The 24856-nt window shown below is 62.0% G+C and carries 23 protein-coding genes and 1 tRNA gene; 3 read left to right on the top strand and 21 right to left on the bottom strand.

Translation table 11 applies throughout. The features are described from left to right. The first annotated feature begins 20 nt into the window (after positions 1-20). On the top strand, positions 21-542 hold the full coding sequence (locus tag RAK07_RS04690; protein WP_305731682.1) for a methylated-DNA--[protein]-cysteine S-methyltransferase: 522 nt from the start codon (positions 21-23) through the stop codon (positions 540-542). A 238-nt stretch (positions 543-780) separates the two neighbouring features. Here the strand turns inward: RAK07_RS04690 and mazG are convergent, their stop codons facing one another. Further along, the gene (gene mazG / locus RAK07_RS04685; RefSeq protein ID WP_305731681.1) at positions 781-1596 is read right to left on the bottom strand and encodes a nucleoside triphosphate pyrophosphohydrolase; all 816 of its coding nucleotides are present in this window, start codon (positions 1594-1596) and stop codon (positions 781-783) included. A 149-nt stretch (positions 1597-1745) separates the two neighbouring features. Here mazG and RAK07_RS04680 point away from each other — a divergent pair, with 149 nt between their 5' ends. Further along, complete coding sequence (locus tag RAK07_RS04680; protein WP_305731680.1) at positions 1746-2873, top strand: HD-GYP domain-containing protein; 1128 nt, start codon at positions 1746-1748, stop codon at positions 2871-2873. Positions 2874-2881: 8 nt separating this feature from the next. Here RAK07_RS04680 and RAK07_RS04675 read toward each other — a convergent pair whose 3' ends face one another. The 5 genes from RAK07_RS04675 to RAK07_RS04655 form a co-directional block, all read right to left on the bottom strand. Next, positions 2882-5593 (bottom strand): GAF domain-containing protein, encoded by a 2712-nt coding sequence (locus RAK07_RS04675; RefSeq protein WP_305731679.1) that lies wholly within the window; start codon positions 5591-5593, stop codon positions 2882-2884. Then, positions 5584-8451, bottom strand: a complete 2868-nt coding sequence (locus tag RAK07_RS04670; RefSeq protein WP_305731678.1) for a hybrid sensor histidine kinase/response regulator — start codon at positions 8449-8451, stop codon at positions 5584-5586. Before RAK07_RS04670 ends, RAK07_RS04675 begins: the two co-directional genes overlap by 10 nt. Positions 8452-8672: 221 nt before the next feature. Continuing rightward, entirely contained in the window at positions 8673-9299 is a 627-nt protein-coding gene (locus RAK07_RS04665) for a response regulator (RefSeq protein WP_305731677.1), read from the bottom strand. A 13-nt stretch (positions 9300-9312) separates the two neighbouring features. Next, complete coding sequence (locus tag RAK07_RS04660; RefSeq protein WP_305731676.1) at positions 9313-9528, bottom strand: histidine kinase; 216 nt, start codon at positions 9526-9528, stop codon at positions 9313-9315. Positions 9529-9777: 249 nt separating this feature from the next. Further along, positions 9778-9864: transfer RNA gene (locus RAK07_RS04655), tRNA-Leu, on the bottom strand. A gap of 151 nt (positions 9865-10015) precedes the next feature. Here RAK07_RS04655 and RAK07_RS04650 point away from each other — a divergent pair. Further along, positions 10016-10303: an ArsR/SmtB family transcription factor gene (locus tag RAK07_RS04650; RefSeq protein WP_305731675.1), complete on the top strand. Its 288-nt coding sequence runs from the start codon at positions 10016-10018 to the stop codon at positions 10301-10303. Position 10304: 1 nt separating this feature from the next. Here the strand turns inward: RAK07_RS04650 and RAK07_RS04645 are convergent, their stop codons facing one another. From RAK07_RS04645 to RAK07_RS04575, 15 genes are all read right to left on the bottom strand, one after another. Next, the gene (locus tag RAK07_RS04645) at positions 10305-11114 is read right to left on the bottom strand and encodes a methyltransferase domain-containing protein (RefSeq protein ID WP_305731674.1); all 810 of its coding nucleotides are present in this window, start codon (positions 11112-11114) and stop codon (positions 10305-10307) included. Continuing rightward, the gene (locus RAK07_RS04640; protein ID WP_305731673.1) at positions 11101-11916 is read right to left on the bottom strand and encodes an alpha/beta fold hydrolase; all 816 of its coding nucleotides are present in this window, start codon (positions 11914-11916) and stop codon (positions 11101-11103) included. Before RAK07_RS04640 ends, RAK07_RS04645 begins: the two co-directional genes overlap by 14 nt. Then, positions 11916-13094, bottom strand: coding sequence for an 8-amino-7-oxononanoate synthase (gene bioF / locus RAK07_RS04635; RefSeq protein ID WP_305731672.1), 1179 nt, complete (start codon positions 13092-13094; stop codon positions 11916-11918). The genes RAK07_RS04640 and bioF overlap by 1 nt, the downstream gene beginning before the upstream one ends. A gap of 82 nt (positions 13095-13176) precedes the next feature. Further along, positions 13177-14313, bottom strand: coding sequence for a sensor histidine kinase (locus tag RAK07_RS04630; RefSeq protein ID WP_305731671.1), 1137 nt, complete (start codon positions 14311-14313; stop codon positions 13177-13179). Between the two features lie 25 nt (positions 14314-14338). After that, entirely contained in the window at positions 14339-15418 is a 1080-nt protein-coding gene (locus tag RAK07_RS04625) for a mannose-1-phosphate guanylyltransferase (protein ID WP_305731670.1), read from the bottom strand. Further along, a complete protein-coding gene (locus tag RAK07_RS04620) occupies positions 15406-15777 on the bottom strand; it encodes a cupin domain-containing protein (RefSeq protein ID WP_305731669.1) in 372 nt (123 codons plus the stop codon). The genes RAK07_RS04625 and RAK07_RS04620 overlap by 13 nt, the downstream gene beginning before the upstream one ends. A gap of 4 nt (positions 15778-15781) precedes the next feature. Then, positions 15782-16618 (bottom strand): dTDP-4-dehydrorhamnose reductase, encoded by an 837-nt coding sequence (gene rfbD, locus RAK07_RS04615; protein WP_305731668.1) that lies wholly within the window; start codon positions 16616-16618, stop codon positions 15782-15784. Then, the gene (gene rfbB, locus RAK07_RS04610) at positions 16615-17694 is read right to left on the bottom strand and encodes a dTDP-glucose 4,6-dehydratase (protein WP_305731667.1); all 1080 of its coding nucleotides are present in this window, start codon (positions 17692-17694) and stop codon (positions 16615-16617) included. The genes rfbD and rfbB overlap by 4 nt, the downstream gene beginning before the upstream one ends. Before the next feature lie 291 nt (positions 17695-17985). Then, positions 17986-18837 carry a hypothetical protein gene (locus RAK07_RS04605; protein WP_305731666.1) on the bottom strand — a complete coding sequence of 284 codons (852 nt, stop codon included), beginning with the start codon at positions 18835-18837 and terminating at the stop codon, positions 17986-17988. A 62-nt stretch (positions 18838-18899) separates the two neighbouring features. Continuing rightward, on the bottom strand, positions 18900-21614 hold the full coding sequence (locus tag RAK07_RS04600; protein WP_305731665.1) for a type IV pilus secretin PilQ: 2715 nt from the start codon (positions 21612-21614) through the stop codon (positions 18900-18902). A 12-nt stretch (positions 21615-21626) separates the two neighbouring features. Next, entirely contained in the window at positions 21627-22199 is a 573-nt protein-coding gene (locus tag RAK07_RS04595) for a pilus assembly protein PilP (RefSeq protein ID WP_305731664.1), read from the bottom strand. Next, a complete protein-coding gene (locus RAK07_RS04590; protein ID WP_305731663.1) occupies positions 22174-22779 on the bottom strand; it encodes a type IV pilus inner membrane component PilO in 606 nt (201 codons plus the stop codon). The genes RAK07_RS04595 and RAK07_RS04590 overlap by 26 nt, the downstream gene beginning before the upstream one ends. Before the next feature lie 34 nt (positions 22780-22813). Next, a complete protein-coding gene (locus tag RAK07_RS04585; protein WP_305731662.1) occupies positions 22814-23395 on the bottom strand; it encodes a PilN domain-containing protein in 582 nt (193 codons plus the stop codon). After that, positions 23392-24450, bottom strand: coding sequence for a type IV pilus biogenesis protein PilM (pilM, locus tag RAK07_RS04580; RefSeq protein ID WP_305731661.1), 1059 nt, complete (start codon positions 24448-24450; stop codon positions 23392-23394). The genes RAK07_RS04585 and pilM overlap by 4 nt, the downstream gene beginning before the upstream one ends. Positions 24451-24462: 12 nt before the next feature. After that, positions 24463-24669, bottom strand: a complete 207-nt coding sequence (locus RAK07_RS04575; RefSeq protein WP_305731660.1) for a helix-turn-helix transcriptional regulator — start codon at positions 24667-24669, stop codon at positions 24463-24465. Positions 24670-24856 lie beyond the last annotated feature (187 nt).

Raw genomic sequence — 24856 nt, 5'->3', positions numbered from 1 at the left:
CCGCCAAGGAGGAAGACCCTATGGAAACATGGATCGTACCCTATACGACTGCCGTGGGAACGGGCTGGGTGGAAGTCAGCGACAAGGGAATCTGTCGAGTGTTCCTGCCGACGGAAGAAGCTCCCGGCGGAACGCGTGCATCGGGCCCCGCCCCCGCGCACGCGGCGCAGGCGGCGGATCAGCTGCAGCGTTACTTTGCCGGCCAACTGCGGCGGTTCGACCTGCCTCTGGACATCGGCAGCCTCACCCCGTTTCAGGAACGGGTACTGGCCGTGGCCTGCCGTATCCCCTACGGCACGGTGATCAGCTACCGCCGGCTGGCGGAACTGGCCGGCCACCCCAAGGCGGCACGGGCGGCGGGCGGTGTCATGGCGGCCAACCGGCTGCCGGTGATCATCCCCTGCCATCGGGTGGTCTCGTCTACGGGGGCTCTCACCGGCTACAGCGGCGCCGGGGGGATTTCTTGCAAAAAACTCCTATTAACCATGGAAGGGGTTGAATTCAGGGGGGAGAAAAACTGCCGGATTTTTGACAGTTATTAACAGCAAAAATATTTTCATTTTGCTACTTTTTTTACTTGACAGTCTTGCCGCCCGCGACACCGCAAAAAACCGCCATTTTGCATAACATACTGATATAACTAACAAAAGCAGTGCCTGTTTTTTAGGCAATTAGAAGAAAGTGCTTGTCTACATACGACTTCCCGTATTCATTCACACTATTATCCACAGGTTATCCACAAAAAGTGTGGATAAGGATTCAACTGGCTGAAATCCTTTGTTACAATTCGTCAGATTTACCCCGATCGCCCTGCCGCTCCCGCTCTTTTGCCTCATTCCAAAGCAGGTCCATTTGCGCCAGGGTGGCATCCTGCATATGGCGTCCCTGCCCATGCAAACAATCCTCGACATACTCGAACCTCCCCTGAAACCGGGCAATGGTCCTGCGCAGTGCCTCCTCCGTATCAACGGCCAGAAAACGGCCCAGATTGACAATGGCGAACAAGAGGTCTCCCAGTTCATCGGTCATCCGTTGCTGGTTTCTTTCGGCCAGGGCTTCCTCGAACTCGTGCAGTTCTTCCATAACCTTGGCCTTGACCTGATCCACATGCTCCCAGTCGAAACCGACACGGGCAGCCTTCTCGGTGATCTTCTGGGCCTTGAGCAGGGCCGGCAGATGGGCGGGCACCCCGGCAATGGCCGAGCGCCGTTCCTCCCCTTTCTCCTCCTTTTTGATCTTTTCCCAGTTGGCCACCTGGGCCTCGCTATCGGCAATCTCCAGGTCGCCGAAGACATGGGGATGACGACGCACCAGCTTGTCGCAAAGCGCGGCGACAACTTCGGCCATGGTGAAGCGCCCCTCTTCCTCGGCAATGACGGTATGAAAAACCGGCTGCAGCAGCAGGTCTCCCAGTTCCTCCTTGAGCAGTTCGTCGTTCCCGGTATCGATGGCCTCGATCACCTCGTACGCTTCCTCAAGCAGGTAGCGTTTCAGACTGTCATGGGTCTGCTCCGCATCCCAGGGACAGCCGCCGGGGCCGCGCAAGCGACGCATGATGGCCAGCAGGGTATCAAATCCACGTTCTTCGTTCTGCATGCACTGGTCTCCTCACATCTGTTCGAAGTCTCCAAACCATAGCCCGTACGATCGGCCCGCGCAAAACAATTCTGCTGCGCTCTTGTCTGTTGCCGGTGCCGGTGATAGATTGTTCCCCAGCCAGCTCGTCACGGAGGCAGGTACACACCATGAAACATCGCCACCAGCAGCAGGACACGGCCGCTGAGTCCTACTCCCGGCTCCAGTCGCTGATGCAGCTCACGGCACTGATCAACTCATCCCTTGATCCGGCGGAAGTACGCCGGATGGCGGTAGAAGCGGTGCCCCGCTGCGTCAACGCCGATGTGGCCAGCCTGTTGTTGATCGACGAGGTGACCGGTGAGTTGTACTTTGAAGTGGCAAGCGGCGCAAGCGGCGAAACCCTGAAGAGCATCCGGCTGCGGCCGGGCGAGGGGATCGCCGGATGGGTGGCACGACGTGGTGGCGCGATCATCGTCGACGATGTCCGTAACGACCGCCGCTTCACGTCGTCGGTGGATAACAGGACCGGCTACGAAACCCGGAACATGATTGTCGCGCCGGTGGCAACCGGCGAGAAGCTGTGGGGGGTGCTGCAGGTCATCAACAAGCTTGAGGGGAGGTTCACGGAGGACGATCTCGACCTGGTGCGGACCCTGGCCAACCAGGTGGCCATCGCCATCGAGAACGCCTCCATCTACCAGGAACTGCGGAACACCTTTCTGGGAGTCACCACCGCCCTGGCGGAAGCGCTGGAAAAACGGGACGCCTACACCGCCGGCCATACCCGGCGGGTGCACGATTACTCCCTGCTGATCGCCCGCCGCCTGGACCTGGCCGAAGCGGAGCTGGACAACCTGCGCCTGGCGGCCATCCTGCACGATATCGGCAAGATCGGGGTTTCCGACCAGGTGCTGCGCAAGCCGGGACGCCTGGATCCCCTCGAATTCGAGGAGATGTGCTGCCACCCCGCCGCCGGCAGCGAAATACTCAAGCACCTGCCCCGCCTTGACGGGGTTGTGCCGGGCGTTCTCCACCATCACGAACAGTACGACGGCAACGGCTATCCCGCACGGCTGCGAGGCGAGGAAATTCCGTTACTCGCCCGGATCATCGGCGTGGCGGACGCCTTTGACGCCATGACCTCGGATCGTCCCTACCGGTCGGCACTTCCCGTCGAGACCGCCATCGCCGAACTTGAACGCTGCAAGGGAGCCCAGTTCGATCCGGAATCAGTGGACGCCCTCGTCGCCGCCTGGCGGGCAGGCGAGCTCGCCCCGATGCTCTCCTCCTGCTAGCGGCAACCTCACGCCATCGTTTTCATCGCCTCTCCCACCAGCCGATAGCGCCGTTCCAACTCCACCACCAGCCGCTGCACCTCTTCCAGGTTCCCCGCCGTCGCAGCCCGTTCCACAGCAACGGCACTTTCCTGCAGACACCCGGCGCCGCAGGTGGCGGCAAGCCCCTTGATGGTATGGGCATGCAACGCCAGCCCTGACATGTCTCCCGCGGCAAGACTCGCGGCGATCCCGGCAAGCCTGTTGGGCACGTCGTCCAGAAACATGCCGGTGATGGTCCGTATCAGCTCCGGGTTGTGCAGCATACGGCGCTCCAGGGCGTCCCGGTCAAAGGCGACGGTGCGCATGCACGCCTCCTCCTGCCGTACCGCATGCCCGTCGCAGCCCGCCACTGCCAGCATGCCGTTCACGATCCGTGCGAAGTCCGAGAACTCGAACGGCTTGGAGAGATAGGCGTCCATCCCGGCAGCCAGGCACTGTTCCCGGTCGCCTTTCATGGCATTGGCGGTAATGGCCAGTACCGGAACCCGATGATTCCGGACCGCCGACGCCGGATCGCGAATGAGGGCGATGGCCTCGAACCCGTCCATCACCGGCATCCGGCAGTCCAGCAACACCAGGTCGTAGTCCTCGCGCGCAAGTGCGTCGAGGGCCTCACGCCCGTTACCGGCCAGGTCGGCGTGATGCCCTAACCGGTTCAGGAGCGTCTGGATGTAGATACGATTGGTTCCGTCGTCTTCAACCACCAGGATCCGGCAGCGTCTCGACACATGCGGAATTGGGTCATCCGGCGCGGTCGCAGCGGCGGCGGCCGCCTGCCCCGCCCCCGGTTCCGGGAGGGCGAAGCTGGCCGAAAACCGGAAGGTGGAGCCTTTTCCCGGAACACTCTCGACACTGATTTCCCCCCCCATCATCCGGACCAGGTCACGGCAGATGGAAAGCCCCAGGCCGGCTCCGCCGTGCGTGCGGCCGGTGTTGTCGCCGGCCTGGACAAAGGGCTCAAAGATGGTTGCGCACTGTTCCGGCGACATGCCGATGCCGCTGTCGGCGACGGCAACGTCGACCCGCACCCGGCCGTCCCGCACCTCGCCGGGCTGCACCGTCAGGTCAATCTTCCCGGTTGTGGTGAACTTGATGGCATTGCCCACCAGGTTGACGATCACTTGGCGCAGTCGGCCGGCGTCTCCCAGCAGCATGGCGGGCAGGCCGGCATGCTGATAATACTGCAACGTGAGCCCCCGCTGCTCCGCCTGGTAGCGCAGCATCTCCACGCTTTCGTGCAGTTCGGTGGCGAGGTTGAACGGGCTGATCTCCAGCTCGACCTTGTGGGCCTCCAACCGGGCGAACTCCAGCACATCGCTGATGATCTCCAGTAGGCTCAGGGCGCAGGAGCGGATGATTTCAAGCCGGGTGCGCCGCTCGCCCTGCGGTTCGGTCTCCAGCATCACTGCCGCCATGCCGATAATGCCGTTGAGCGGTGTGCGCAGTTCATGGCTCATGGTGGCAAGGAAGCGGCTCTTGGCCACGTTGGCATCCTCGGCCGCCTGTTTTGCCTCCTGCAACGCATCCTGAGCCCGCCGGGCCAGGACAATCTCCCAGGTCACATCCGCCAGCTGGGTCACGGCCGCCACATCATCATCGGTGTAGTTATCGGGTTTGTTACCGACGCCAATGACCGCCACCACGCGGTCGTCGCGCACAAGCGGTACGGTCAGCTCTCGCCGTACCGGCACATGTCCGTCGGGCAGCCCGTGGCCGTTGGGCAGGGCGGGATAGTCGTTATGGATAACCGGCCGGCGTTCCCGGGCGCAATCGGCCCAGACCCCGGCCTTTTCCAAGGGATAGTGCTGTCCCTTGGCTTCGGCGCTACAGAACGGTGTAACAGTGGCGGTGCTCCATGCCTGCAGGTGCAGGTTGTTGCCGTCCTCGTCGAAAAAGTGAAAAAAACCGATGCGGCTGTCGGTCAGAAGTTCCGCCTCGTCCAGCACTTTGCGCAACAGGTCGTCCAGCGTATGGCTGAACGAGTACTCCAGCAGCCGCAGCCGTGCCTGCATGATCAGCTCACGACGGTGCTGTTCGGTCACGGTCCGGCTGATGCCGAAAATGCCGTTCACCTGCCCCTGCTCGTCGAAAAGCGGCCATTTATTGGTATTGACCCACCCCCTGCGCCCCTGCTCATCGAAGTAGGGATCAACCCTGTTAAGCAGCGGCAGGCCGTTCGCGAACACAGCGGCTTCTTCCTCTTCATAGATGCGCGCCATCTCCTCCGGAAACACCTCCCTGGCGTGCTTGCCGATCATCTCCCGCCAGTGACGGTGGCCGGTTATCCGGGCCATGGGCTGGCTGCAGTAGATAAATCGTCCTTCCCGGTCCTTGAAACAGATGAAGTCCGTCGTATGCTCCAGCAGGGTAACAAAACTGCGACTCAGCTCGCTCAGTTCCGCCCGGGTCGCGCTGCTTCGCCACTCGCTGCGCAGCAGCAGGCGGGTGGCTACGACGATCAGGCAGGAGAACAGCAGCGCCACCAGCAGGTTGCCGATGGTGTGCCCGCTGTTGACACCATGCCCGTCAACGGCACGGGCCGGGATGGCGGCAGTGGACTCCACAGCGGCGATGGCCTGGCGGCAGTCATGGAAGAGATGCAGGGCCAACATCCCCCATACGCCGATCAGTGCCACCAGACAGACGCCAATGATAATGCTCCGGCGCTTCAACGACATACCTTCAACTCCTCGATCACGTTGTCAGGGATTCCGTCGCCCCGTCCGGGGGATGCCTTCAGGTTTCTTGCCAGTACCATTTCAAGATCAGCCTGATCGAACGGCTTGGCCAGATAGTCGTCCATGCCCGCAGCCAGGCATTTCTCCCGGTCATCGGAAAGGGCGTTGGCGGTCAGGGCGACGACAATGACGTCACGGTTCACCACGCCGGAGGCGGGGTCCCGGATAATGGCGGTAGCCGTGAACCCATCCATCTCCGGCATGACACAGTCCATCAGCACCAGGTCGTAATGGGCCTGCCGCAGCGCTTCAACCGCCTGCACGCCGTTTTCCACCAGGTCGACATGGTGCCCCATGCGCTCAATGTAGGCCGATGCCACCATCCGGTTGATCGGCTCATCTTCGGCCATCAGCAGACGGCACTTTCCTGCGGGAGGTAACGGCATTCGCCGCTCCTCCCGTCCTTTTTCCCGCGCTGCCGCGACGCCGGAGGGCGGCGGTGACTCAAGGGGCAGGATCACATTGAAGGTTGAGCCCACCCCCACCATACTGGAAACCGTGATTTCGCCTCCCATCCGCTCCACCAGTTGCCGGGCAATGGCCAGGCCCAGGCCGGTACCCCCGAACTTCCGCGCCGTGGATGCATCGGCCTGGGTAAAGGGCTTGAAAATGTCCTTCACCTTGTCGGCGGGAATCCCGATACCGCTGTCGATGACGGAAAAGCGGACATGCGACGGCTGTCCCGGCGGCTGTTCCCTGTCGACCAGCAACCGTACCGACCCGCTGCGGGTGAACTTGATCGCGTTACTCAGCAGGTTGATCAGCACCTGCCCCAGGTGTCCGGCATCGCCCACCAGCACGGGCGGCACGGAGGGGTCGATCCGGCTGTCGAGCTGCAGCCCCCGGGCCTGGGCCTGCAGCGCCAGCGGTGCGGTAACTCCGGCAACCAGACCGGGCAGGTCGAAGGGCTCACGGGAAAACTCCAGGGTGCCGGACTCGATCTTGGAAAGGTCCAGCACGTCGTTGATCAGGCGTAGCAGGTTGTGCCCGCTGCTGCGGATCAGGGTGGCGTACTCTTTCTGCACCGGGTTCAGGCCGGTGTCGAACAGCAGATTGGTCATGCCGATGACACCGTTCATCGGCGTGCGGATTTCGTGACTCATGGTGGCCAGGAAGGTGCTCTTGGCCCGGCTGGCCTCCTCGGCGGTGCGACGGGCCTCGTCCAGCTCGCGCGTCCGCTCCTCGACACGATGTTCCAGAGACTCATTCAGTGTTTTGATCTCGTGGAAGGTATGGGACAGGGTTTCGGCAACATCCTTGAAGTTTCCGATCAGGTGATTGTTTTCCTCGATGCCGCTCCAGGGCCACTCGATAGCCGTGCCGCCATCGGAAAGACGGTCCGGCAGGCTGCTGGTGAGCATCCGCAACTGTTGGGTCGCCTCCAGCAGGGCGCGACTGAGCAGTTCGGCAACCAGCAGGGCCAGCAGCACAAACAGGGTCTGGTAGAGAAAACGCTCGCTGAAGTGCCGGTACAGTATTTCCTGATAGGGGGCAAGCGGCTGTTCCAGCACCACCTGCCATTCGTGATGGGGGCCAACCGGGATGCTGATCTCGTAGGCTGACAGATTCCAGACCCCCAGGGGCGAGGCGAACGGCTTATCTGTCGGCTTCCGGAATATCATCCCGCCGTCGAACTGTTCTACCACTCCCGCAGACCGCCTGAACCCCTGCAGAGGCTTCAGGTCCCCACGGCTGCTGAAGACAACCCTGCCGCTGTCATCCAGCATCGTATACTGCATGCGGTGCCCCTCGGCATTGGCGGCAATAACGGAACGGATATGCTCCAGGCTCAACGCGCCGCTGATGTAGCCGTCATAGCGACCATTGCGCACCACCGGTGCCAGTTGCAGGACAGTGGGCGCTGCTTCTCCGGTCCGTGTCGTGACCATGCCGCTGAGCCGCGGCTGCAGCGTTTCCCGCAGTTTCGACAGGAACGGCATCTGATCGACGACCGTACCGACGGCTGCCGGGTTCCCCGCACCGGTTCGCGGTGAAACGGCAGCAACGACGTCGGCCCGGTTGACATAGGCCATGCTGAGAAACGACGGATCAATGGTCCTGAAGCGGTCCAGATAGACCTGCATCCGTTCCGGGCTGTGACTGAGGGCCGTTCCGGCCAGGTAGAGCAGGATACGCTCCTTGCCGTCCAGCCAGCCGGAAAGCGTCGTACCGACCCGCGATCCGGCAGACTGCAGCCGGGTACGGATATCCCGGTCGGCTTCATGCAGGTGCTGACGGCTTTCTATGGCCAGCAGTACCAGCGAGGGCACCACCGCGAACAACACCAGCAGGCTGGCAATGAGCTCCCGCTTCGGGATCAGCTCGCGCTTGCCGGAGTGAACATAGCCGAAATAAAGCAGGCGGGCAGTCAGGGCATTGGTGATGCCGTTAATCCCCTGCTTGAACATGATCAGCGTCACGTTCTCCAGCGGCACCTGCATCACCAGGTGGTACCCCAGAAAGACCAGGGGGGCGCCCAGCAGCAGCCAGAACACCGCATCCGCCGACACCAGCGACAGCTTCCTGCGCTGCATCAGCCAGGCAGTGACCGCCACCTCCGCGGTTCCGATCACCATGGCCCAGGGATGATGCCAGACCGTCCAGGTCACGCTGCCGATCAGCAGGGCTGCCGGAACGCCGCGGCGCCACCCCAGCAGTTGCAGGATCAGCAGGGAGAAAATGCTGCCAAAGACAAGTTCGACGTTGAAGAACAGGTTGAATCTGAACCAGTTCCCCGCCATGCCTGCCACCAAGAGGGTGACGAGAACAAGCGCGGGGTGGCGGGTGATACGATCCATGGGGGGCTCCGATACAGGAGGGTGACGACGGACGCACGCACTCCCGTATCATTCAGAACTGCCGGGGAGGGTGTTGCTCTGCGCCTAGGTCTTGACGCCCGTAAGAAGTATCAGAAAAACCGGGGAGGAGCACATACCCGAATTTCAGGATTTATTTGCTGTTCGGAATAAAATCGGATGGTCCGGCACTGGTCGCGGTGGCGTCGTCCTTTGGGGCTCCGTCAGAGTATTCCCAGCTCGTAAGCCCGCTGCAGCGCCTGACGACGACCGCGGACCTGCAGCTTTTCGTAGGCCTTCTTGATGTGGGTATGCACGGTGTGATAGCTGATGCCGAGTCGCTCGGCAACGTCGTTGTAGGAGAGCCCCTCCGCGATACAGCGGATGACTTTTTCCTCCCGGGGGGACAACAGGGGCTGTTCCGGAACGGCGGAGCCGTTCCGGAACTCATGGATGACCTTGCGGGCAATACGCGGACTCATGGGGGCGCCACCCTGCAGCAGGGTGCGGAGCGAGGCGATCAGTTCCTTTGGCGTCGCATCCTTCAGGATGAAGCCCGAGGCGCCGGCCTTGATGGCGGCAAACACGGTGGGGCTGTCGTCGAAAATGGTGTACACCATGATTTCGGTGGCGGGACAGAGCTCTTTCACCCGCTCGATCAGCTCAGCCCCCTGCATGCCGGGCAGCCCCAGATCCACCAGCAGGATGTCGGGCCGGAGCAGGTCGAGCGTACGTAGTGCCTCCTCGGCGCTGCCAAAGCCGTCCACCGCCGCCACATCCGGCTCCGCCAGCAGGGTCTGCTGTAACGCTTCGAGTGTAATGGCATTATCTTCGACGATCGCCAGGCGCATCGTTTCTCCGGGGTTACCCGTCGTCCTTCGCTCGCACCATATCCAGAAACGCCCGCAACTCCGTCACTCCCTTGTTGGAAAGCCGGGCAATCTGGGCGAAAGCGTCGCGACAGCGTGCTGGATCGTCCAGGGTCTCACCATAGCGGGCAAGGGTGGAGATGGTGGCCAGGCTTCCACCGATACCGTCATGCAGCTTGCGGACAAGTTCTTCCGTGTCGAAATCGTTCATCTGCGTGTACCACTACCGCTGCTGAAACTATAGACTCTGGCCGACGACTTCCTATGGAACCGGACTATATCGCAGAACCTGCCATTGATCAAACTGCTTAGTAATGCGGCAGACCGCCTTGCCAATCTTTTTTATCAACTATGCAGGTCAGACCTCTCCGGGACCGGACCGTTCCCGTTCTGCCGGCACCCGGCTTCCCGGCGCAAAAAAAAGAGAACCGGCCCAGGGGGCCGATTCTCAGGGGGTGCGTGGTGCGGGCAGCCGGGGTCGAACCGGCACAGCCTTGCGGCCGAGGGATTTTAAGTCCCTTGTGTCTACCAATTCCACCATGCCCGCCGGAATGGAAGCGGCCTGAAAAATACACCAAACACGCCGCTCCGGCAAGAACTGATGCCATGGCCGGAACGATGAAACACGGTTTGAGCAAGCGTATTGACACGATAACTATTTATATATATAGTTTTTGAAAATCGTCCGGAGCGAACAAATGCTTGATAAATTTGACAAAACAAGAAATTTTTCCACAGAGGCGGAGATCCTGAAGGTTCTGGGACATCCGATACGGCTGAAGATCGTCGCCGGTCTCTGCACCAACGAATGCAATGTCAAACATATCTGGGAATGCCTGCAACTGCCCCAAGCCACGGTATCACAGCACCTGGCCCTGCTGAAGAACAAGGGCATCATCGAAGGCAAGCGTGACGGCGTGGAGGTTCACTACAGCGTGATTCACCCACTGGCACGCAAACTGATCGCCTCGCTGATGGAAGGATGAGTCAGCGCCTCCCCTCTCCATGGATGACCTCGTAGGACGCCGGCACCCCGCCGGTAGTGCCATAGCGTTCCGTGTAGTACGTCGCCATACGGTGCAGTACCCGTCGCCAGCCCAGGCCGCCGCCGGCCGGAGGACGAGAGCTTCCCGCACCGATACGCTTGACCGATTGCAGCAAGTGGGCCACATCGGGGTACCACTCCCGTTCCAGCAGGCTCTCCACCACCACGTGTCCGAACTGCTGGCGTTCCAGCGCGGCACGAACCTGCGCTTCCGTATGAAAGCGGTGGGTGCCGTCGGCACCAACCCTGTCCGCAATCCCGTACGCTGAGCGGGCATCACGCCAGCACTCACGCAACTCCTGAAACGTTCCCGCGCCGAACAGGGCAAAACTGAAGCGGCCTCCCGGCCGCAAACAGCGATACACCTCGCGGAAACAGGCGTCGAGATCGTCACACCACTGAAAGGTGGAACTGGACACAATCAGGGCAAAGGAACCGCCGCGAAACGGAAGCCGTTCGGCATCGCCCTGCAGCAGCAACGCCCGGCCACCGACACGCGGGCGGGCCTGCCGGAGCATGGCAAAGGCCAAATCCAGTCCCACCACCGGGGCCGACGGATAGCGCTGCACCAGACCGGCAAGCAGCCGGCCGGTACCGCACCCGATGTCCAGCACCGGCGCAGCGAGCGGTGCATCGGGCAACCGGTGCAGCACCTGCTCCACCACCCGCTGCTGCAACGGTGTCAGGTGATCGTACAGGCTCGCTCCCCGCTGAAAGGAATGACGCACCCGGCTGCGATCAATGGCCGGCATGGAGGCTCTCCATAAAACGCAGCAGGTCGGCGTTGAAGCGCTCTGGCCGGGACAAAAACGGTGCATGGCCGCAACCTTCGTACCACACCAGTTCACTGCCGGGAATCGCATCGGCCAGCCAGCGTCCCGCCTCCGGCCGACAGATCCGGTCCCGGTCGCCGTGCATGATCAGGGTCGGACAGTCGACCCGGCGCGCCTCTGCCAACAGTTCTTCCTCCATTAACGCCTCCAGGCCATCCAGTGCCGCCGCCGTGGACGGGGGCAGCACCGATGCCAGAACCGCCGCCACCCGGTCCGCCGCCTCCGGGGCGTTCAGCTCATCGTCGGTGAACATGCGCCCCCGGAATCCCTCCAGCGCCCGGTTGAGACTGCGGCGCACCTTCAGCGCCATCCCCCGCGCCTCGTCGGGATGCAGTCCCCAGGGAAAGTGCGCTGCAGCGGTAAAACGGGGCGTTGCTCCCACCAGTACCAGCCCGGCAGTCCGTTCCCGCAGGCGGGGATACGCCCTGAGCAGCACCTGCGCGCCCAGGGACCAGCCCACCAGGGTCATGTCCCGCAGGTCCAGATGTTCAACCAGGCACGCGATATCGTCGGCATAGCCGGCAAATCCGCCGATCCCCGTCGGCGGCATGACGGAGGCGCCGTGTCCCCGCAGATCGGGAGCGATCATCCGGTGGGCACGACAAAGAGCGGAGCGCTGCAGCTCCCAGACTGCCGACGACATGCACCAGCCGTGCACCAGCAGCACGGGCGCCCCTGCCCCCTCGTCCCGGTAGTTGATTCCCTGTGGGGCCAGCGGCATCAGAGCACCCCCAGTCCGCGGCCGACCTGGCCGATCTCGGCAGCGGCCCGGCGCAGGTCCTCCTGCTCGTGGGTCGCCATCACCGTACAGCGCAGCCGGCTGGTTCCCTGGGGCACCGTGGGGGGACGAATTCCCTGCACCAGGATGTTCCGCTCAAGTAGGCGGGCCGAGAAGGTCATGGTGGTCAGCGGATCGCCCACGACCAGCGGGACGATCGGCGTGGGATCGTCCGGAACCGTGAACCCCTCGTCCCGCAGCAGAGCGCGGAACAGGGCGGTATTGTCGGCAAGCCGCTGGCGCAGGTTCGCTCCCTCCGCACTCCTGACCAGGTGTACCGCCGCCAGCGACGCCGCCGGCACCGCCGGCGGGAGCGAGGTGGAGAACACCAGGGAGCGGGCGCGGTTGACCAGGTAGTCCCGCAGCAGCCGGCTGGTGGCCACATAGGCGCCGAAGCTGCCCAGCGCCTTGCCGAAGGTCCCCATCAGCAGCTGGACCTCCTCCGCCACCCCCAGCAGGTTGCAACTCCCCCGCCCCTCCTGTCCCAGGACACCGCCGCCGTGGGCATCGTCCACCATCAGCAGCGCGTTATGACGCCGGGCGCATTCCGCCAGCTGCCGCAACGGCGCCAGATCGCCGTCCATGCTGAAAACGCCGTCGGTGACGATCAGGCGCAGCCCGCTGCCTGTCTGACGTGTCAGGAGCCGTTCCAGCGCGTCCACATCGTTGTGGGGATAGCGGACCAGCCGGGCACCGGAGAGCAGCACGCCGTCGATGATACTGGCATGGTTCAGGCGATCGGAGAAGACCGTGTCCCCCCGCCCGGCCAGGGCCGCAATGATGCCGGTATTGGCGGCGTAGCCGCTGTTGAACAGAAGAGCCGCCTCGGTTCCCTTCCAATCGGCCACTGCCGCCTCAAGGCGGTCATGAAGGGAGGTACTGCCGGAAACCAGCCGGGAGGCTCCGCTTGAGGCGCCTGCCTGCTCGGCGGCGGTGGCTGCGGCCCGTTTCAGGGCGGAATGCTCCGCCAGGCCCAGGTAATTATTGGAGCAGAGCAACAGCACCTGTCGCCCGTCCAGCTCGACCAGGGGGCCGGTGCCGGCGATGCTCCTGATGGAGCGGAACAGCCCCCGTTCAACCAGGTCTTCGGTCCGTTGTCGAATGATTGCTTCCGGAGTCATGCCGTCTCCCGTCAACCCATCAGACTGACCAGGTTGACAATGCGTGCCGCAAACACCCCTTCCCCCTGGAAGGGAAGGGGTGTCAACGAGCCAGTTCGATATAAAAGATTGTGCGGCCGTCCCGACTGTCAAACCCTACCGTACCGCCCAGGTAGCGCTCACCGAACAGTTTCATGCTGTAGGTCCCGATTCCCCGGCCGCTATCGGCCTTGGTACTGAAGGAACGCTTGAACAGGGATCGCTGGATATCAGGAGGGATTTCACCGCTGTTTTCCACCTCAACCCGAACCTGCTGTTCCTCCGCCAGGGCACGCATCAGCACCGTGCCGCCCGGGGGGGTGGCCTCCAGGGCGTTCAGCACCATGTTGCCCACGATCCGCCGCAGGATCGGCTGGTCCGTCTGCAAGGTGCAGGGGGGAACCGGTTCCAGCACCAGACGGCGGCCCGGCGTCCGGGCATGATGCTCATACACCTGAAAGACATCCGTCAGCAGTCCGGCCAGGTCGGTGGTCTGGCGCTGCACCAGGTACTCCCCCCGCTCTGCCGCCAGCAGCCGTCGCTGGTGGGTGATCTCCTCAACCAGGTTGTCCGACAGGTTCACCAGCCATTCTTTATAGGTATCCTGTTTCTGGGGCGGCAGGTACGGATCTTCGTGAAGTATTGATGCCACGCCCCGGATTCCGCCGGCGGTGTTGATGATATCGTGAAAAAAGACCCGCTCCAGCACCTGACGGCGCTTGTCGGAGCTGATGTCCCGCAGGGCGAAGACCGTCAGCGGCATGTCGGCCACTTCAAGCGGTGTAGCCACCGCTTCCAGATCAAGGGCGGTACCGCCATTCTTGCAGAGGACTACCCGGCATTCGCCGCATGCCTGGACACCGCTTTCCTGGCTTTCCAGAATCGCCAGCACCGCGCCGCAGACCGCGCAGTTGGCCCCGGTGCCGCAGCCGTCCGGCCCCTCGCCGGCATGGATGCAGTCCAGCGCCTCGCCGGGCCGCTTGCCGATCAGGCCGGCCGGATCGTCGACGCCGAATGCGGCCATGATCCGCTGGTTCGCGGCAATAATCTGACGCTGCTCGTTCAGCACCATCACGAAATCAGGCATGGCCTGCATCAGTGCCTCAATGAACGCCGCCTGGGCAATGGCACGGCGCTCCGCATCCAGCGTATCGTCGGAGGCCCTGCCGGCCGGAGCGAAATAGGTATTCTCGTTTTCCATAACCATCACCTGCGGAACAGCAGCATCAGAGATACTGCGTCATCTTCCTGCGCTCAAGCTCCTCAACTACCTGCCGCACCTCCTGCGCCCGCTCCCGGGGACAGACCAGGACCGCATCGCCGGTGGAAACCACAACCAGGTTGTCAACGCCGATGGTGGCCACCACCCCGCCGTTGCCGGACACAATGCAGCCGCTGCTGTCAATGGCCAGGTGGGCGAGACTGTTCACCGCAACGGCTCCGTTGTCATCCATCTCCAGGACTTCCGGCAGAGCCGACCAACTGCCCAGGTCGCTCCAGCCGATATCGGCGGGCCACATCTGTACCCGATCGGACCGCTCCATCACGCCGTAATCGATGGACTGCCCGCCGATCGCCCCGTAGATTCCGGCAATCTGGCCGTCCAGGTCGGACAACTCCCAGACATCACCGGAAAAATCCAGGGTATCGAGCCGTTCCGCCAGCTCCGGCATGTGCCGGCCGATCTCGGCAAGAATGGTATCGGCCCGCCAGACGAACATGCCGCTGTTCCAGAAAAAGCGACCGGACTCCAGGTAGGAGAGCGCCGTGGCATGGTCCGGCTTCTCCACGAAACGGCTGACCGGAAACGGACCGTCCCCCCGCAGGGAGGTATCGGCCTCCAGGTAGCCGTAGCCGGTCTCCGGAGCCGTGGGAACGATCCCCAGGGTTACCAGCCAGCCGTTCCTCGCCGTCTGGGCGGCGTTGGCCAGCACCCGGCACAGCCCCTGGTCGTCACGGATGTAGTGGTCGGCGGGCAGCACTGCCATGATCCCTTCCGGGTCGTGGGCGGCGATGATGGCCGCCGCCAGCCCCACCGCCGGCGCGGTATTGCGCCCCACCGGCTCGGCGATCACGTCCACCGGCACCAGCGAACGGTAGCGGGCGAGCTGCTGTTCCGTTTCCGCGGCCTGGAGGCGATTGGTCACCACCAGGACCCGTTTCGGCTGCAGCGGCAGTATTCGCTCCACCGTACGCTGCAACATGGTGGGGCCGTCCAGCACCGAAATGAGCTGTTTGGGCCGGGTTTTGCGTGAAAGCGGCCAGAAGCGGGTGCCGGAGCCGCCGGCCAGGATTACAACATACATGCCGCCTCCTCGCCACTGCGCCGGTAGTCGTCCTGAAAGCGGACGATATCATCCTCGCCGAGGTACTCGCCGCTCTGCACTTCAATGATCACCAGCGGTATCTTGCCGGGGTTTTCCAGTCGATGGGTCTCGCCGATCGGAATGAAGGTGGATTCATTGACGTTGACGACGGCCTGCTCCTCGCCACGGGTCACCAGCGCCGTACCGGAGACCACGATCCAGTGTTCGCTGCGGTGATGATGTTTCTGCAAGGAAAGGCGCTGCCCCGGCAGCACTTCAATCCGCTTGATCTTGTAGTGACTCCCCTGGTCCAGCACGGTATAGGTGCCCCAGGGGCGCTCACCGAATTCAAAACTCATGACCTTAACGCTCCTTTTCCCGTACCAGCAGGTACTGTCGCAGTGCCTCCCGCCAGGGACGCGGCGTGAAGCCGGTATCCGCAGCCAGCTTGCCGCAGTCCAGCACCGAGTAGAGCGGTCGCCGTGCCGGTCGGTTCAACTGCTCGGTACTCATCGGCGCGACCTTCACCGCCATGCCGGCCTCCTCGAAAATCGCCTTGGCAAAACCGTTCCAGGAGGTGCTGCCGCTGTTCACGCAGTGGTAGACCCCGCGGCAGTCGCGGTCGATCAGGCTGACGATTCCGGCGGCAAGATCGACGGTCCAGGTGGGGGAGCCGATCTGGTCGTCCACCACGGTCAACTCCTGCTTTTCCCGCCCCAGACGCAGCATGGTCTCCACGAAGTTGGTGCCGTGCCGGCCGTAGAGCCACTGGGTACGCACCACCAGGTTGTCCGGATTGACATCAGCGTTCAACTCGCCGGCCAGTTTCGATTCGCCGTAGACGCTGAGCGGCCGCGGCAGGTCATCCTCCAGACAGGGAGCTCCCTTGCCGCCATCGAACACATAGTCGGTGCTCACCTGCACCAGCTTGGCTCCGATCTCGCGGCTGATCATGGCCAGGAAGGCCACTCCTTCGCCATTGACCTGCATGGCGGTTTCGGCGTTACTCTCGCAACCGTCCACGTTGGTATAGGCGGCACAGTTCACCACAACCTTCGGTTTCAGGGTGGTCAGCACCCGCTGCACCGAAAGCAGATCGGTGATGTCGATCTCCGGCAGGTCCACCCCTCGCCCCCGCTCCCCCAGCAGTTCGAGCAGGTCCCGCCCCAGCATGCCGCCTCCACCGACAACGAGGATCATGCCGCCTCCCCGTACTGCCGGCAGTAGTAGTCGCGGTAAGCGCCGCTGGTCACCTCCGCCACCCACTCCTGGTTGGCCAGGTACCAGTCGATGGTCTCGGCAATCCCCTGCTCGAAGGTATAGGAAGGGGACCAGCCCAGTTCGCGCTTCAATTTTGACGCATCAATGGCGTAGCGCTTGTCGTGGCCGGGGCGGTCCTTGACAAACGTAATCAGGCCCCGATTCTCGCCCGGCTGCCGTCCCAGCCTGCCGTCCAGCAGGTCGCAGACCAGGTTGACGATATCGATATTCTTCCACTCGTTATTACCGCCGATGTTGTAGACCGAGCCGGGAACCGCCTGCTTCAGGACGCACTCGATGGCCGCGCCGTGATCCCGCACATGCAGCCAGTCGCGGACATTGCTGCCGTCACCGTAGACCGGTAGCGGCTTTTGGGCGATGATGTTGGCGATCAGAAGCGGAATCAGTTTCTCCGGAAAATGATAGGGGCCGTAGTTGTTGGAACAACGGCTGATCAGGGTCGGCAGGCCGAAGGTCTCGTGGTAAGCCCGCACCAGCAGGTCGGCGCCGGCCTTGCTGGCCGAATAGGGAGAGTTGGCGGCCAGGGGGGTCTCCTCGGTGAAGAAACCGGTTTCCCCCAGGGAGCCGTACACCTCGTCGGTGGAAATCTGGTAGAAGCGGAAATCGGCCACAGCGCCGGACTGCCAGTGTTTGCGGCTCTCCTCCAGCAGCACCTGGGTACCCAGCACGTTGGTCCGCACGAAAATCTCCGGCCCGGTAATGGAGCGGTCCACGTGGGACTCGGCGGCAAAGTTCACCACCGCGTCGATCCTCTCCTCCCGAAGGAGCGCGGCCACGCAGGCGGCATCGCCGATATCCCCCCGGACGAAGCGATAGGCGGGATTGTTTTCCACGGCAGTCAGGTTCTTCAGGTTACCGGCATAGGTCAGGCAGTCCAGGTTCACCACCCGGCAGCCGGGGTTACGCACCAGAAAACGGTTGATGAAGTTGGAGCCGATGAAGCCGGCACCGCCGGTTACCAGCAGGGCGGCGGGGGTGAAGGTTGTGGCGGGCATGGTTGCATTCTCCTGGGAGCAGATCGAGGGATGAACTGTAGCATACAATCAGTCTCCCCGCAACGAGTCGACACCATTCGCAGGACCTGCGAATGGCTCCCTCCGTGTGCGCCATACCCGCAGTCAACCCTACTAGCGGGATGCAACAGACCATTCGTGCCGCTTTGAACGATTGCCAGGCACGCGCTCCGGCTTCAGGGCATCCGGGCTGGCCGGCATTCGCAGCGGTAGTGGTTTTGAACACACAAAAAAGGGGCGCTTGCCGCGCCCCCTTTTTGTGTCCTGATTATGCTACTTGCCTGTCGTTTTTCCGTTGACGGAGGTAACGGCCGTTCGCGTATAGGTCACGCCATTGTAAGTGGCGGTGGCTCGCCAATAGATCGCATAGGTGTTTGGAGTCGAACTGCCCGCCGCCGGCGCCGGCGGTAAAAGGATTTCGACAATAATAGGAATATCAGCCTTATTGGTGACGTTACTCAAGGCAAGGGTTGTAGACTGGGTCGGCGACGTTGCCGCAAACGCAACCCCATTCACCGTCACCAGATCGCCGGCCATCCAGTTGTCAATGCGGTCGATGCTAATGGTGACCGGCGGCGGGTTGGGCAGGATGACGCCGCCCGGCCCCTTGAATTCAATGCTGCTACCGGTAAGAACGACCCCCTGCACTGCTGCGCCACTACCGGCATCAACGGTACGTTCAACCGGAATGGCATCTGTCACCGAAAGATTGAAGGTGACGGACTCCGCAACAGAGTTGAGGCTCACCTGCAGCGTATTCGAACTTCTCACCCCGTCAAGCTCGGCCCAGACGTTGACGGTTTTCGACAGTGACGCATTTGTCGCTGCCGACAGGTTGAAAATGGCATTTCCCAACGCGTCGGTGCGGCCAGCCGTACCGGTAAGCTCTGCAGCGTCGGTCTTGATGGTAACCTGCACATCGTTCAGCCCCGCAGCACTTGCCGACAGTTTGACACTGCCGGTAATCGTCTGCCCAGGCTGTATGGTGGTCGACGAGAGACCCGACAGCGTAATGGTAAGGCTTGATGCACCGCCGCCGCCACCGCCCGCGCCACAGCCCGCCAGCACTCCCGTTGCCGCGACCATCAGCGCGAGCAGCAGTATCCGCCATCCCGTTGTTGTCATGTAAACTCCTTTCAGCACATTTGAATTAACTGGTTGCTGGGCCAGGGACCGCCATCCGTCCCTCAGGAGCTGCCGCCCAGTATCCGCGGTGTAATGAAAATCAGCAGCTCATTGCGGTTGCGCTTCACATCCGACGACTTGAACAGATTGCCGAACCAGGGGATATCCTGCAAAAACGGCACCCCTTCATCGCCACTGCTTTCGCTTTCCACGTAGATACCGCCGATAACCGTGGTCTCGCCGTCACGCAGCATCATCTCGGTGGTGGCCTGCTTCTTGTTGATCGGCGGCGGGTTGCCGGTGGCGCCGGGAGCATCGTTTTTGGCATCGATTTTCATGATGATGGTGCCGTTGGGGTTGATGCTGGGAGTCACCTCGAGGGCAAGTGCTGCCTCGACAAACTTGGTTTCAATCTTGTCTGAGGTGGACGCCGTGTACGGGATTTGCTGCCCCTGGGTGATCTTGGCGGTCTTGCGGTTCAGGGTGGCAACCTTGGGCGTCGAGACGATCCGCACCAGCCCGGCGCTGGCGGCGGCGTTCAGGCGCAGATCCAATTTGATGTTGCTGGCCAGGGTGCCGAACGAGATGCCGGCCGAGCCCCCCGGCTGCCCGCTGACGCCGCTGGAAGGGGGCACGTTGGAGGCGAGCCCCCCGAAACTGGTGTCAAAGGAGTTGATGCCGGCAACGGATGCCGAACCATCCCGGTAGTGCACGCCCCAGTTGACCCCCAGTGAACGGGTGAAGCTGCTGGTGGCCTCCACGATGCGGGCCTCGATCATCACCTGGCGCTCCGGCACGTCAAGTTCCTTGTGCAGTTTCTTCATTTCAGCAATGGCCGGCGCAATGCCGGTGACGATGATTTTGCCGGTCCGTTCATCCTCCTCGATGCTGCCCAGATCGCCGTACGCCTTCCGGATCGCCTCGAACTGCTTCTTGATGTCGCTGATGCGGGAATAGTTGACCTCGATCAGTTCCGTCACCAGCGGTTCGCTCTTGTAGGTGGCCTTGCGCAGTTCAAGCTCTTCCTCCCGCTGCGACTTGAAGCTTCCCTTTTTGCGAATCTGGGTGACGTTGCCGTCGTCGTACTTGTCAAGGCCGTTGGTTTCAAGAATGATCGCCAGCGCCTGGTCCCAAGGAACATTGGCCAGCTTCATGTTGATCCGCTGCTTGCCGACGTCGTCACCGAAAATGAAGTTACGGTTGCTGACCTCGGCAAGCAGTTGGAGAATTTTTCCCACCTCGGCATCGGCAAATTCCAGGGTCACCCGACGTCCGGTATAACGGGGCCTGCCCGCGGCTTCCGGCGCGCCTTCCCGGACAATGTGCTCCACCGTTGCAGCACCTCCCGTCGGGGCGGCAGCCTTCTGGGCACCGGCAGCGGCAGGCGGCGGGACCGGAACAGGGGCGGCAGCCTTTTGCTCCTCAACGGGGTTCTTGATCTCCAGATAGAGCATGTCCGCCTCGCGGCGCAGCTCATAGGGCATCTCGGTCCGCAGGGCAACCCGAATCAGTGCTTCCTGTCCCGACCGGGTGCGCACCTGGGTGGGGGTCACCCGCAGCACCGAGCTGGGAAACGCGCGGGACTCCAGCGAACGCTGCAGACTGCGGGGCAGCGAGGCGTTCTTGATGCGCAGCGCGAGGAAGCCCGGCGACTTGACCGGCTCCTCCACCGCTACGGTACCACTGGTTTTAATGCTGATCCGGCTGATGCCGTCGACCACCTGAAAATCCACCGCCTCTACCCGGCCGGGCCGTGCCGTCTCCCCAGGCGGTGTCGCAGCCGCCTTCTCTTCGGAGACTGGCGCTGCCGGCTGCGGCCGGACAGCGGCACTCTTCTCGCTGCCGGCGCTTGACGGAGTGCCGCCGGCCGCAGCGGGAAAGGAGACCCGCAGCCCCGTTGCGGTACGCTTGTAGGCGGCGTCGGGCAGGGAGCCGTTGACCGCATCCAGCACGACCCGCACCCTGCCGGGATAGGCGCCGACCCGGGCAGTGGAAAGACCGGCGGCATTGAGTTGAATCAGCCGGGCAACGGAACCGACCTGGACACCATGCAGGTCAATGACCAGCCGCTCCGGCCGGCTGAGTCGCATGGTCTTGTAATCGGAAAATGATCCGTCGATCAGAATGTCAACCCCGCCGTCGCGGGAAACGATGTCGGTGATGGCTGCGGGCTTTGCCTCCGCTCCGGCAGCGGGCGCCGGTACCGGAGCAGCCGGTGACTGCGGTTGGGGCGGCGGCTCCGCAGCAGGAGCAGCAGGAGCAGCAGGAGCGGTAGCGTCTGGAGCAGGGGAAGCGGCAACGGTAGCGAGGGGCGGCTGGGCGACAAAACCGGGGAACGACACGCGCAGCTCCCCGGTTCGTTCGGCCGACGGCGTGATAACCGGCTGCAGATCCTGGGTCAGGTACAGTTCCATCCTGGTCAGTACGCCGGCCTCGGTTTCAAAACGTCTGGTGACCAGCCTGCTGACGGGTGCCCGCTCGAAGGCGAGCGAAGCCAGCGAGTCCGCCGGTACCGCCTGGGAGAAGTCAACCACCAGCCGGTTGGGAGATGCGGTGCGGTAACTGGTGTAGGTCACCGGACTGCTTGCTTCGATGATCAGCTCGGGGCCGCTGCCCTCTTCCGTCATCCTGGCCCCCTTGATGGTAACCGGCGATGTCGCGGCAGTTTTCATCTCGTCTGAGGCGGCACGGGTCTCGCGCACCGTGACGCCCGGCACGGCCAGGGCCAGCAGAAGAATCATGATGACGGACCGCATGTTGATCGGAACAGATTTCATCGGGAACACTCCTTACGGATTCCTCTGCAGAGGAATCCTGGCCGTTTCTTTGTGCGCCTTGCCTTTTTCGTCACGGTACTGTCGTACCGCCTCCACACCCGAGGTGTCGATACGGGTGATCCGGGCCTCATCCCTGCCGATGGTCATGCCCACCTTCAGGACGTACCCCTTCCCGGACGGATCGACCACCATGGCCCGGTTACCCTTGGGATCGGCCACCACGCCGATCAGACGAAACTGCTCCAGTGTAAAGCTGTGGATCGGCAGCAACGGTTTTTCAACCCGCTTGACCGAGCCGGCAACGGCTTCAGGCTTGACCACCAGGAACGGCTTGAACGGGTCCTTCTTCTTGCTGAAATCGAACTGCATGTGCTGAGCCGGCATATAGCGCAGGGAACTGGTCTGTTTCTGGATCGGCACGGTTACCATTGGTAACGCGGCCACCGGCGGTGCCGACGCGGCAGGACCGGCCGTCTTCTGAACCGTCACCGTCTTCCCGGTGCCCCCCGCTCCCAGCAGCAGACCACTCGCCAGCACCAGTACGCCAGCAACCAGACGCTTATTTTTTGGGCTTGGTCTTGTCATTCTGGATCTCTTCCTTGCCAAGGAACCTGAAGGTGGTTGCCAGGCAGCTCACCTTGGTCGTCATACGACTGCCGGCGGCGCGGACCTCGGTGAAATCAACATTGGTAATATTGACAATCCTGGGCAGGTTTGCCACGGAGGCAAAAAAACTGGCGACACTGTGATAGGTACCCGATACGACGACGTCAACCGGCACCTCGGCGTAAAAATCCTTTTTCACTTCAGCTTTCGGCTTGAATACCAGGAAGTCAAGACCGGCCCCCTTGCCCACGTCAGTGATGCCGGTCAACAGCGACGGTATCTCCCGGGAGTTGGGCAACTCCGTAAGCGCCTGGGCCAGCGATGCGTTCAGCTCGTCGTATTCCTTCTGCAGCTTGGGCAGGTTGCCGGCAATGGAAGTTTTTTCGGCTATTTCCTTCTGCAGCGCGGCATGCTCCCCGGTAAGCTTCCCCAGCTCCTGGTGCTTGGGAAGGTACAGAAACCAGACCAGCGCCGCCGCCTCGATGACCAGCAGTGCGACAAACAGGGTGATTTTCTGCTTATCGGGAAGCTTGAACAGTTTTTCCAAACGAGGATCCATGGTCGATCCCTTCCATCCAATTGGGAAATTCCGGTTACTTCTTGGGTTGTTGCGTATCCTGGGCCGGGGGAGGCTTGGGCATCTCTATCCGGAAGGTCAGCTCAAAGCGCTTGAGCTTGGTACCGGTAACCTCCTTCTGTTCCGATACCACCAGATCGACCTTCTCGAATTCGGGGGAATCTTCGAGCGCCCGGATGAACTGGGCGATCAACTCCTCGCTGAAGGCAAGACCACTGATCTTAATGTCTGCGCCGCTTTCGCGGTAGGTCTCCAGCCAGAGCCGGTCCGGCGTAATGTCGCTGAGCGCCGCCAGCCGGCTCGCCGGGCCGGTCTTGTTCTTGCGAAGCTGGCTCAGGACATCAAGCTTTTTCTTTACTTCGTCCCGCAGCTTCTTCAGGCTGTTCAGCTTGCCGATCTTCTGATCCAGTTCTCCGATTTTGGCCTTGGCGGCGACAATATCCTTGTTGAGACGGGAGATCTGGCCAAGCCGCATCAGCCACAGGCCGAGCACGATCACCAGTACCAGCAGGATGCCGGCCACCAGGATGACAAGCTGCTGGAGTGCGGTTTCCTTCTTCTTGGCGGCGCGAACCGGAAGTAAGTTGATCCTGATCATTTATCCCCGAGCCTCCGCATGGCCAGCCCCACGCCAACCGCCATCAAGGGGGCTATTTCCTTCAGATATTCCGGGTCGAACATTTTTTCGTCATATCTGAGATGGGCAAAGGGATTCAGCAGGTCCACCTCCATGCCCAGACGGGCCTGAACGGCATCCTTCAGGCCGTGGATTTTGGAACAGCCGCCGGAAATGCTGAGGGCCGTAATCCGGTCTTCATGCACCGCCGTGGAGTTGTAGAAATCGATGGAGCGTCGTACCTCCTGGGCAACCGACTCATTGACCCGCTCGATGACATCCGTCAGGTGGCGGTCGCCCAGCTCACCTGCCAGCATCTTCCTGGTTTCCGCCTCGTCGCTGTTGTAGCCCAACTGTTTCTGAATCTCTTCGGTGTACTGCTGCCCCCCCATCTGCACGTCGCGGGTAAACAGAGTCAGACCGTCCCGCACCACGTTGATGTTCATGATGCCGGCACCCACGTTGACCAGGGCGCGCACCTCGTCGGAGGGAGCGGTATTGAGTTCAAAGGCATTCTGGACGGCGAAGGCGTCCACATCCATGACGGCAAGATTCAAACCGGCATCGCTGAAGATGGCGACATAATCGTTAATGATCTCTTTCTTGCTGGCCACCAGCAGCACCTGCATCTTGGCCGGGTCTCCCGGATCGGGACCCAGGATCTGAAAATCGACATGCACGTCCTTGATGTCGAAGGGGATGTACTGTTCCGCCTCCCAGTTGATCTGTTCCTCAAGCTCCTCCGTGGTCATTACCGGCAGGACGATCTTGCGGATGATCACCGCGTTGCCGGAAATGGAACAGGCAACATCCTTCGTGGCGATGCCCAGGCTGCCCACGAGGTCCTTGACCGCCGTAACCACCGCCGCGGTGTCCATGAGACTGTTGTCGACAATCGCCTCATGGGGAAGCGGGACGATACCGAGGTTCAGCAGACGGTAGCCATCCTTCTCCGCCACCACCTGGACCAGCTTGACCGAACTGGAACCGATATCGATACCGATCAGGTCTTTCTTGCGTCTGAACAGTCCAAACATGGCTCGTACCTGTTATCCCTGATCCTGGAATACTGCGTCCCGGTCCTCAACGGAAAAGCCCAGGGCTAGAATGATCTTGCGCATCGTTTCAAGCCGGCAGTTTTCCCCCCGCTCGATCCGGTCGACGGTCACGACGGAAACCCCTGCCTTTCGGGCAAGCTCCGACTTGCTCATCAGCTTCTTTTCCCGTAGCACTTTGACTTTGTTGCGAGTTTTCATGGCGGATATCTCGAATGGTCTGAAAGTGCTCCCTATGTAGCTCAATTGCATATAATGTCAAGTAATTTTATAAAATTATATGCTAATTTATATACCACTACCACATACTGTGGCATAACTTGTGTTGCCACCCAGATATGGAAAAGGCGGGGGCCTGTTCCCGGCCACCCGCCTTTTTATCGATTAC

Source organism: Trichlorobacter ammonificans, assembly GCF_933509905.1.
In the GTDB taxonomy this organism is placed as follows: domain Bacteria; phylum Desulfobacterota; class Desulfuromonadia; order Geobacterales; family Pseudopelobacteraceae; genus Trichlorobacter; species Trichlorobacter ammonificans.
This window is presented reverse-complemented; position numbering and strand designations above follow the sequence as displayed.

Excerpts from the sequence above, each read along its gene's own strand:
- pilM (WP_305731661.1), bottom strand. The coding sequence starts at position 24,450 with ATGTTTGGACTGTTCAGACGCAAGAAAGACCTGATCGGTATCGATATC.
- rfbD (WP_305731668.1), bottom strand. The coding sequence starts at position 16,618 with ATGATCCTCGTTGTCGGTGGAGGCGGCATGCTGGGGCGGGACCTGCTC.
- RAK07_RS04620 (WP_305731669.1), bottom strand. The coding sequence starts at position 15,777 with ATGAGTTTTGAATTCGGTGAGCGCCCCTGGGGCACCTATACCGTGCTG.
- RAK07_RS04675 (WP_305731679.1), bottom strand. The coding sequence starts at position 5,593 with ATGTCGTTGAAGCGCCGGAGCATTATCATTGGCGTCTGTCTGGTGGCA.
- RAK07_RS04590 (WP_305731663.1), bottom strand. The coding sequence starts at position 22,779 with ATGGATCCTCGTTTGGAAAAACTGTTCAAGCTTCCCGATAAGCAGAAA.
- RAK07_RS04680 (WP_305731680.1), top strand. The coding sequence starts at position 1,746 with ATGAAACATCGCCACCAGCAGCAGGACACGGCCGCTGAGTCCTACTCC.
- RAK07_RS04600 (WP_305731665.1), bottom strand. The coding sequence starts at position 21,614 with ATGAAATCTGTTCCGATCAACATGCGGTCCGTCATCATGATTCTTCTG.
- RAK07_RS04585 (WP_305731662.1), bottom strand. The coding sequence starts at position 23,395 with ATGATCAGGATCAACTTACTTCCGGTTCGCGCCGCCAAGAAGAAGGAA.
- RAK07_RS04670 (WP_305731678.1), bottom strand. The coding sequence starts at position 8,451 with ATGGATCGTATCACCCGCCACCCCGCGCTTGTTCTCGTCACCCTCTTG.
- RAK07_RS04605 (WP_305731666.1), bottom strand. The coding sequence starts at position 18,837 with ATGACAACAACGGGATGGCGGATACTGCTGCTCGCGCTGATGGTCGCG.
- RAK07_RS04640 (WP_305731673.1), bottom strand. The coding sequence starts at position 11,916 with ATGCCGCTGGCCCCACAGGGAATCAACTACCGGGACGAGGGGGCAGGG.
- RAK07_RS04575 (WP_305731660.1), bottom strand. The coding sequence starts at position 24,669 with ATGAAAACTCGCAACAAAGTCAAAGTGCTACGGGAAAAGAAGCTGATG.
- mazG (WP_305731681.1), bottom strand. The coding sequence starts at position 1,596 with ATGCAGAACGAAGAACGTGGATTTGATACCCTGCTGGCCATCATGCGT.
- rfbB (WP_305731667.1), bottom strand. The coding sequence starts at position 17,694 with ATGCCCGCCACAACCTTCACCCCCGCCGCCCTGCTGGTAACCGGCGGT.
- RAK07_RS04595 (WP_305731664.1), bottom strand. The coding sequence starts at position 22,199 with ATGACAAGACCAAGCCCAAAAAATAAGCGTCTGGTTGCTGGCGTACTG.
- RAK07_RS04660 (WP_305731676.1), bottom strand. The coding sequence starts at position 9,528 with ATGAACGATTTCGACACGGAAGAACTTGTCCGCAAGCTGCATGACGGT.
- RAK07_RS04625 (WP_305731670.1), bottom strand. The coding sequence starts at position 15,418 with ATGTATGTTGTAATCCTGGCCGGCGGCTCCGGCACCCGCTTCTGGCCG.
- bioF (WP_305731672.1), bottom strand. The coding sequence starts at position 13,094 with ATGACTCCGGAAGCAATCATTCGACAACGGACCGAAGACCTGGTTGAA.
- RAK07_RS04650 (WP_305731675.1), top strand. The coding sequence starts at position 10,016 with ATGCTTGATAAATTTGACAAAACAAGAAATTTTTCCACAGAGGCGGAG.
- RAK07_RS04690 (WP_305731682.1), top strand. The coding sequence starts at position 21 with ATGGAAACATGGATCGTACCCTATACGACTGCCGTGGGAACGGGCTGG.
- RAK07_RS04665 (WP_305731677.1), bottom strand. The coding sequence starts at position 9,299 with ATGCGCCTGGCGATCGTCGAAGATAATGCCATTACACTCGAAGCGTTA.
- RAK07_RS04645 (WP_305731674.1), bottom strand. The coding sequence starts at position 11,114 with ATGCCGGCCATTGATCGCAGCCGGGTGCGTCATTCCTTTCAGCGGGGA.
- RAK07_RS04630 (WP_305731671.1), bottom strand. The coding sequence starts at position 14,313 with ATGGAAAACGAGAATACCTATTTCGCTCCGGCCGGCAGGGCCTCCGAC.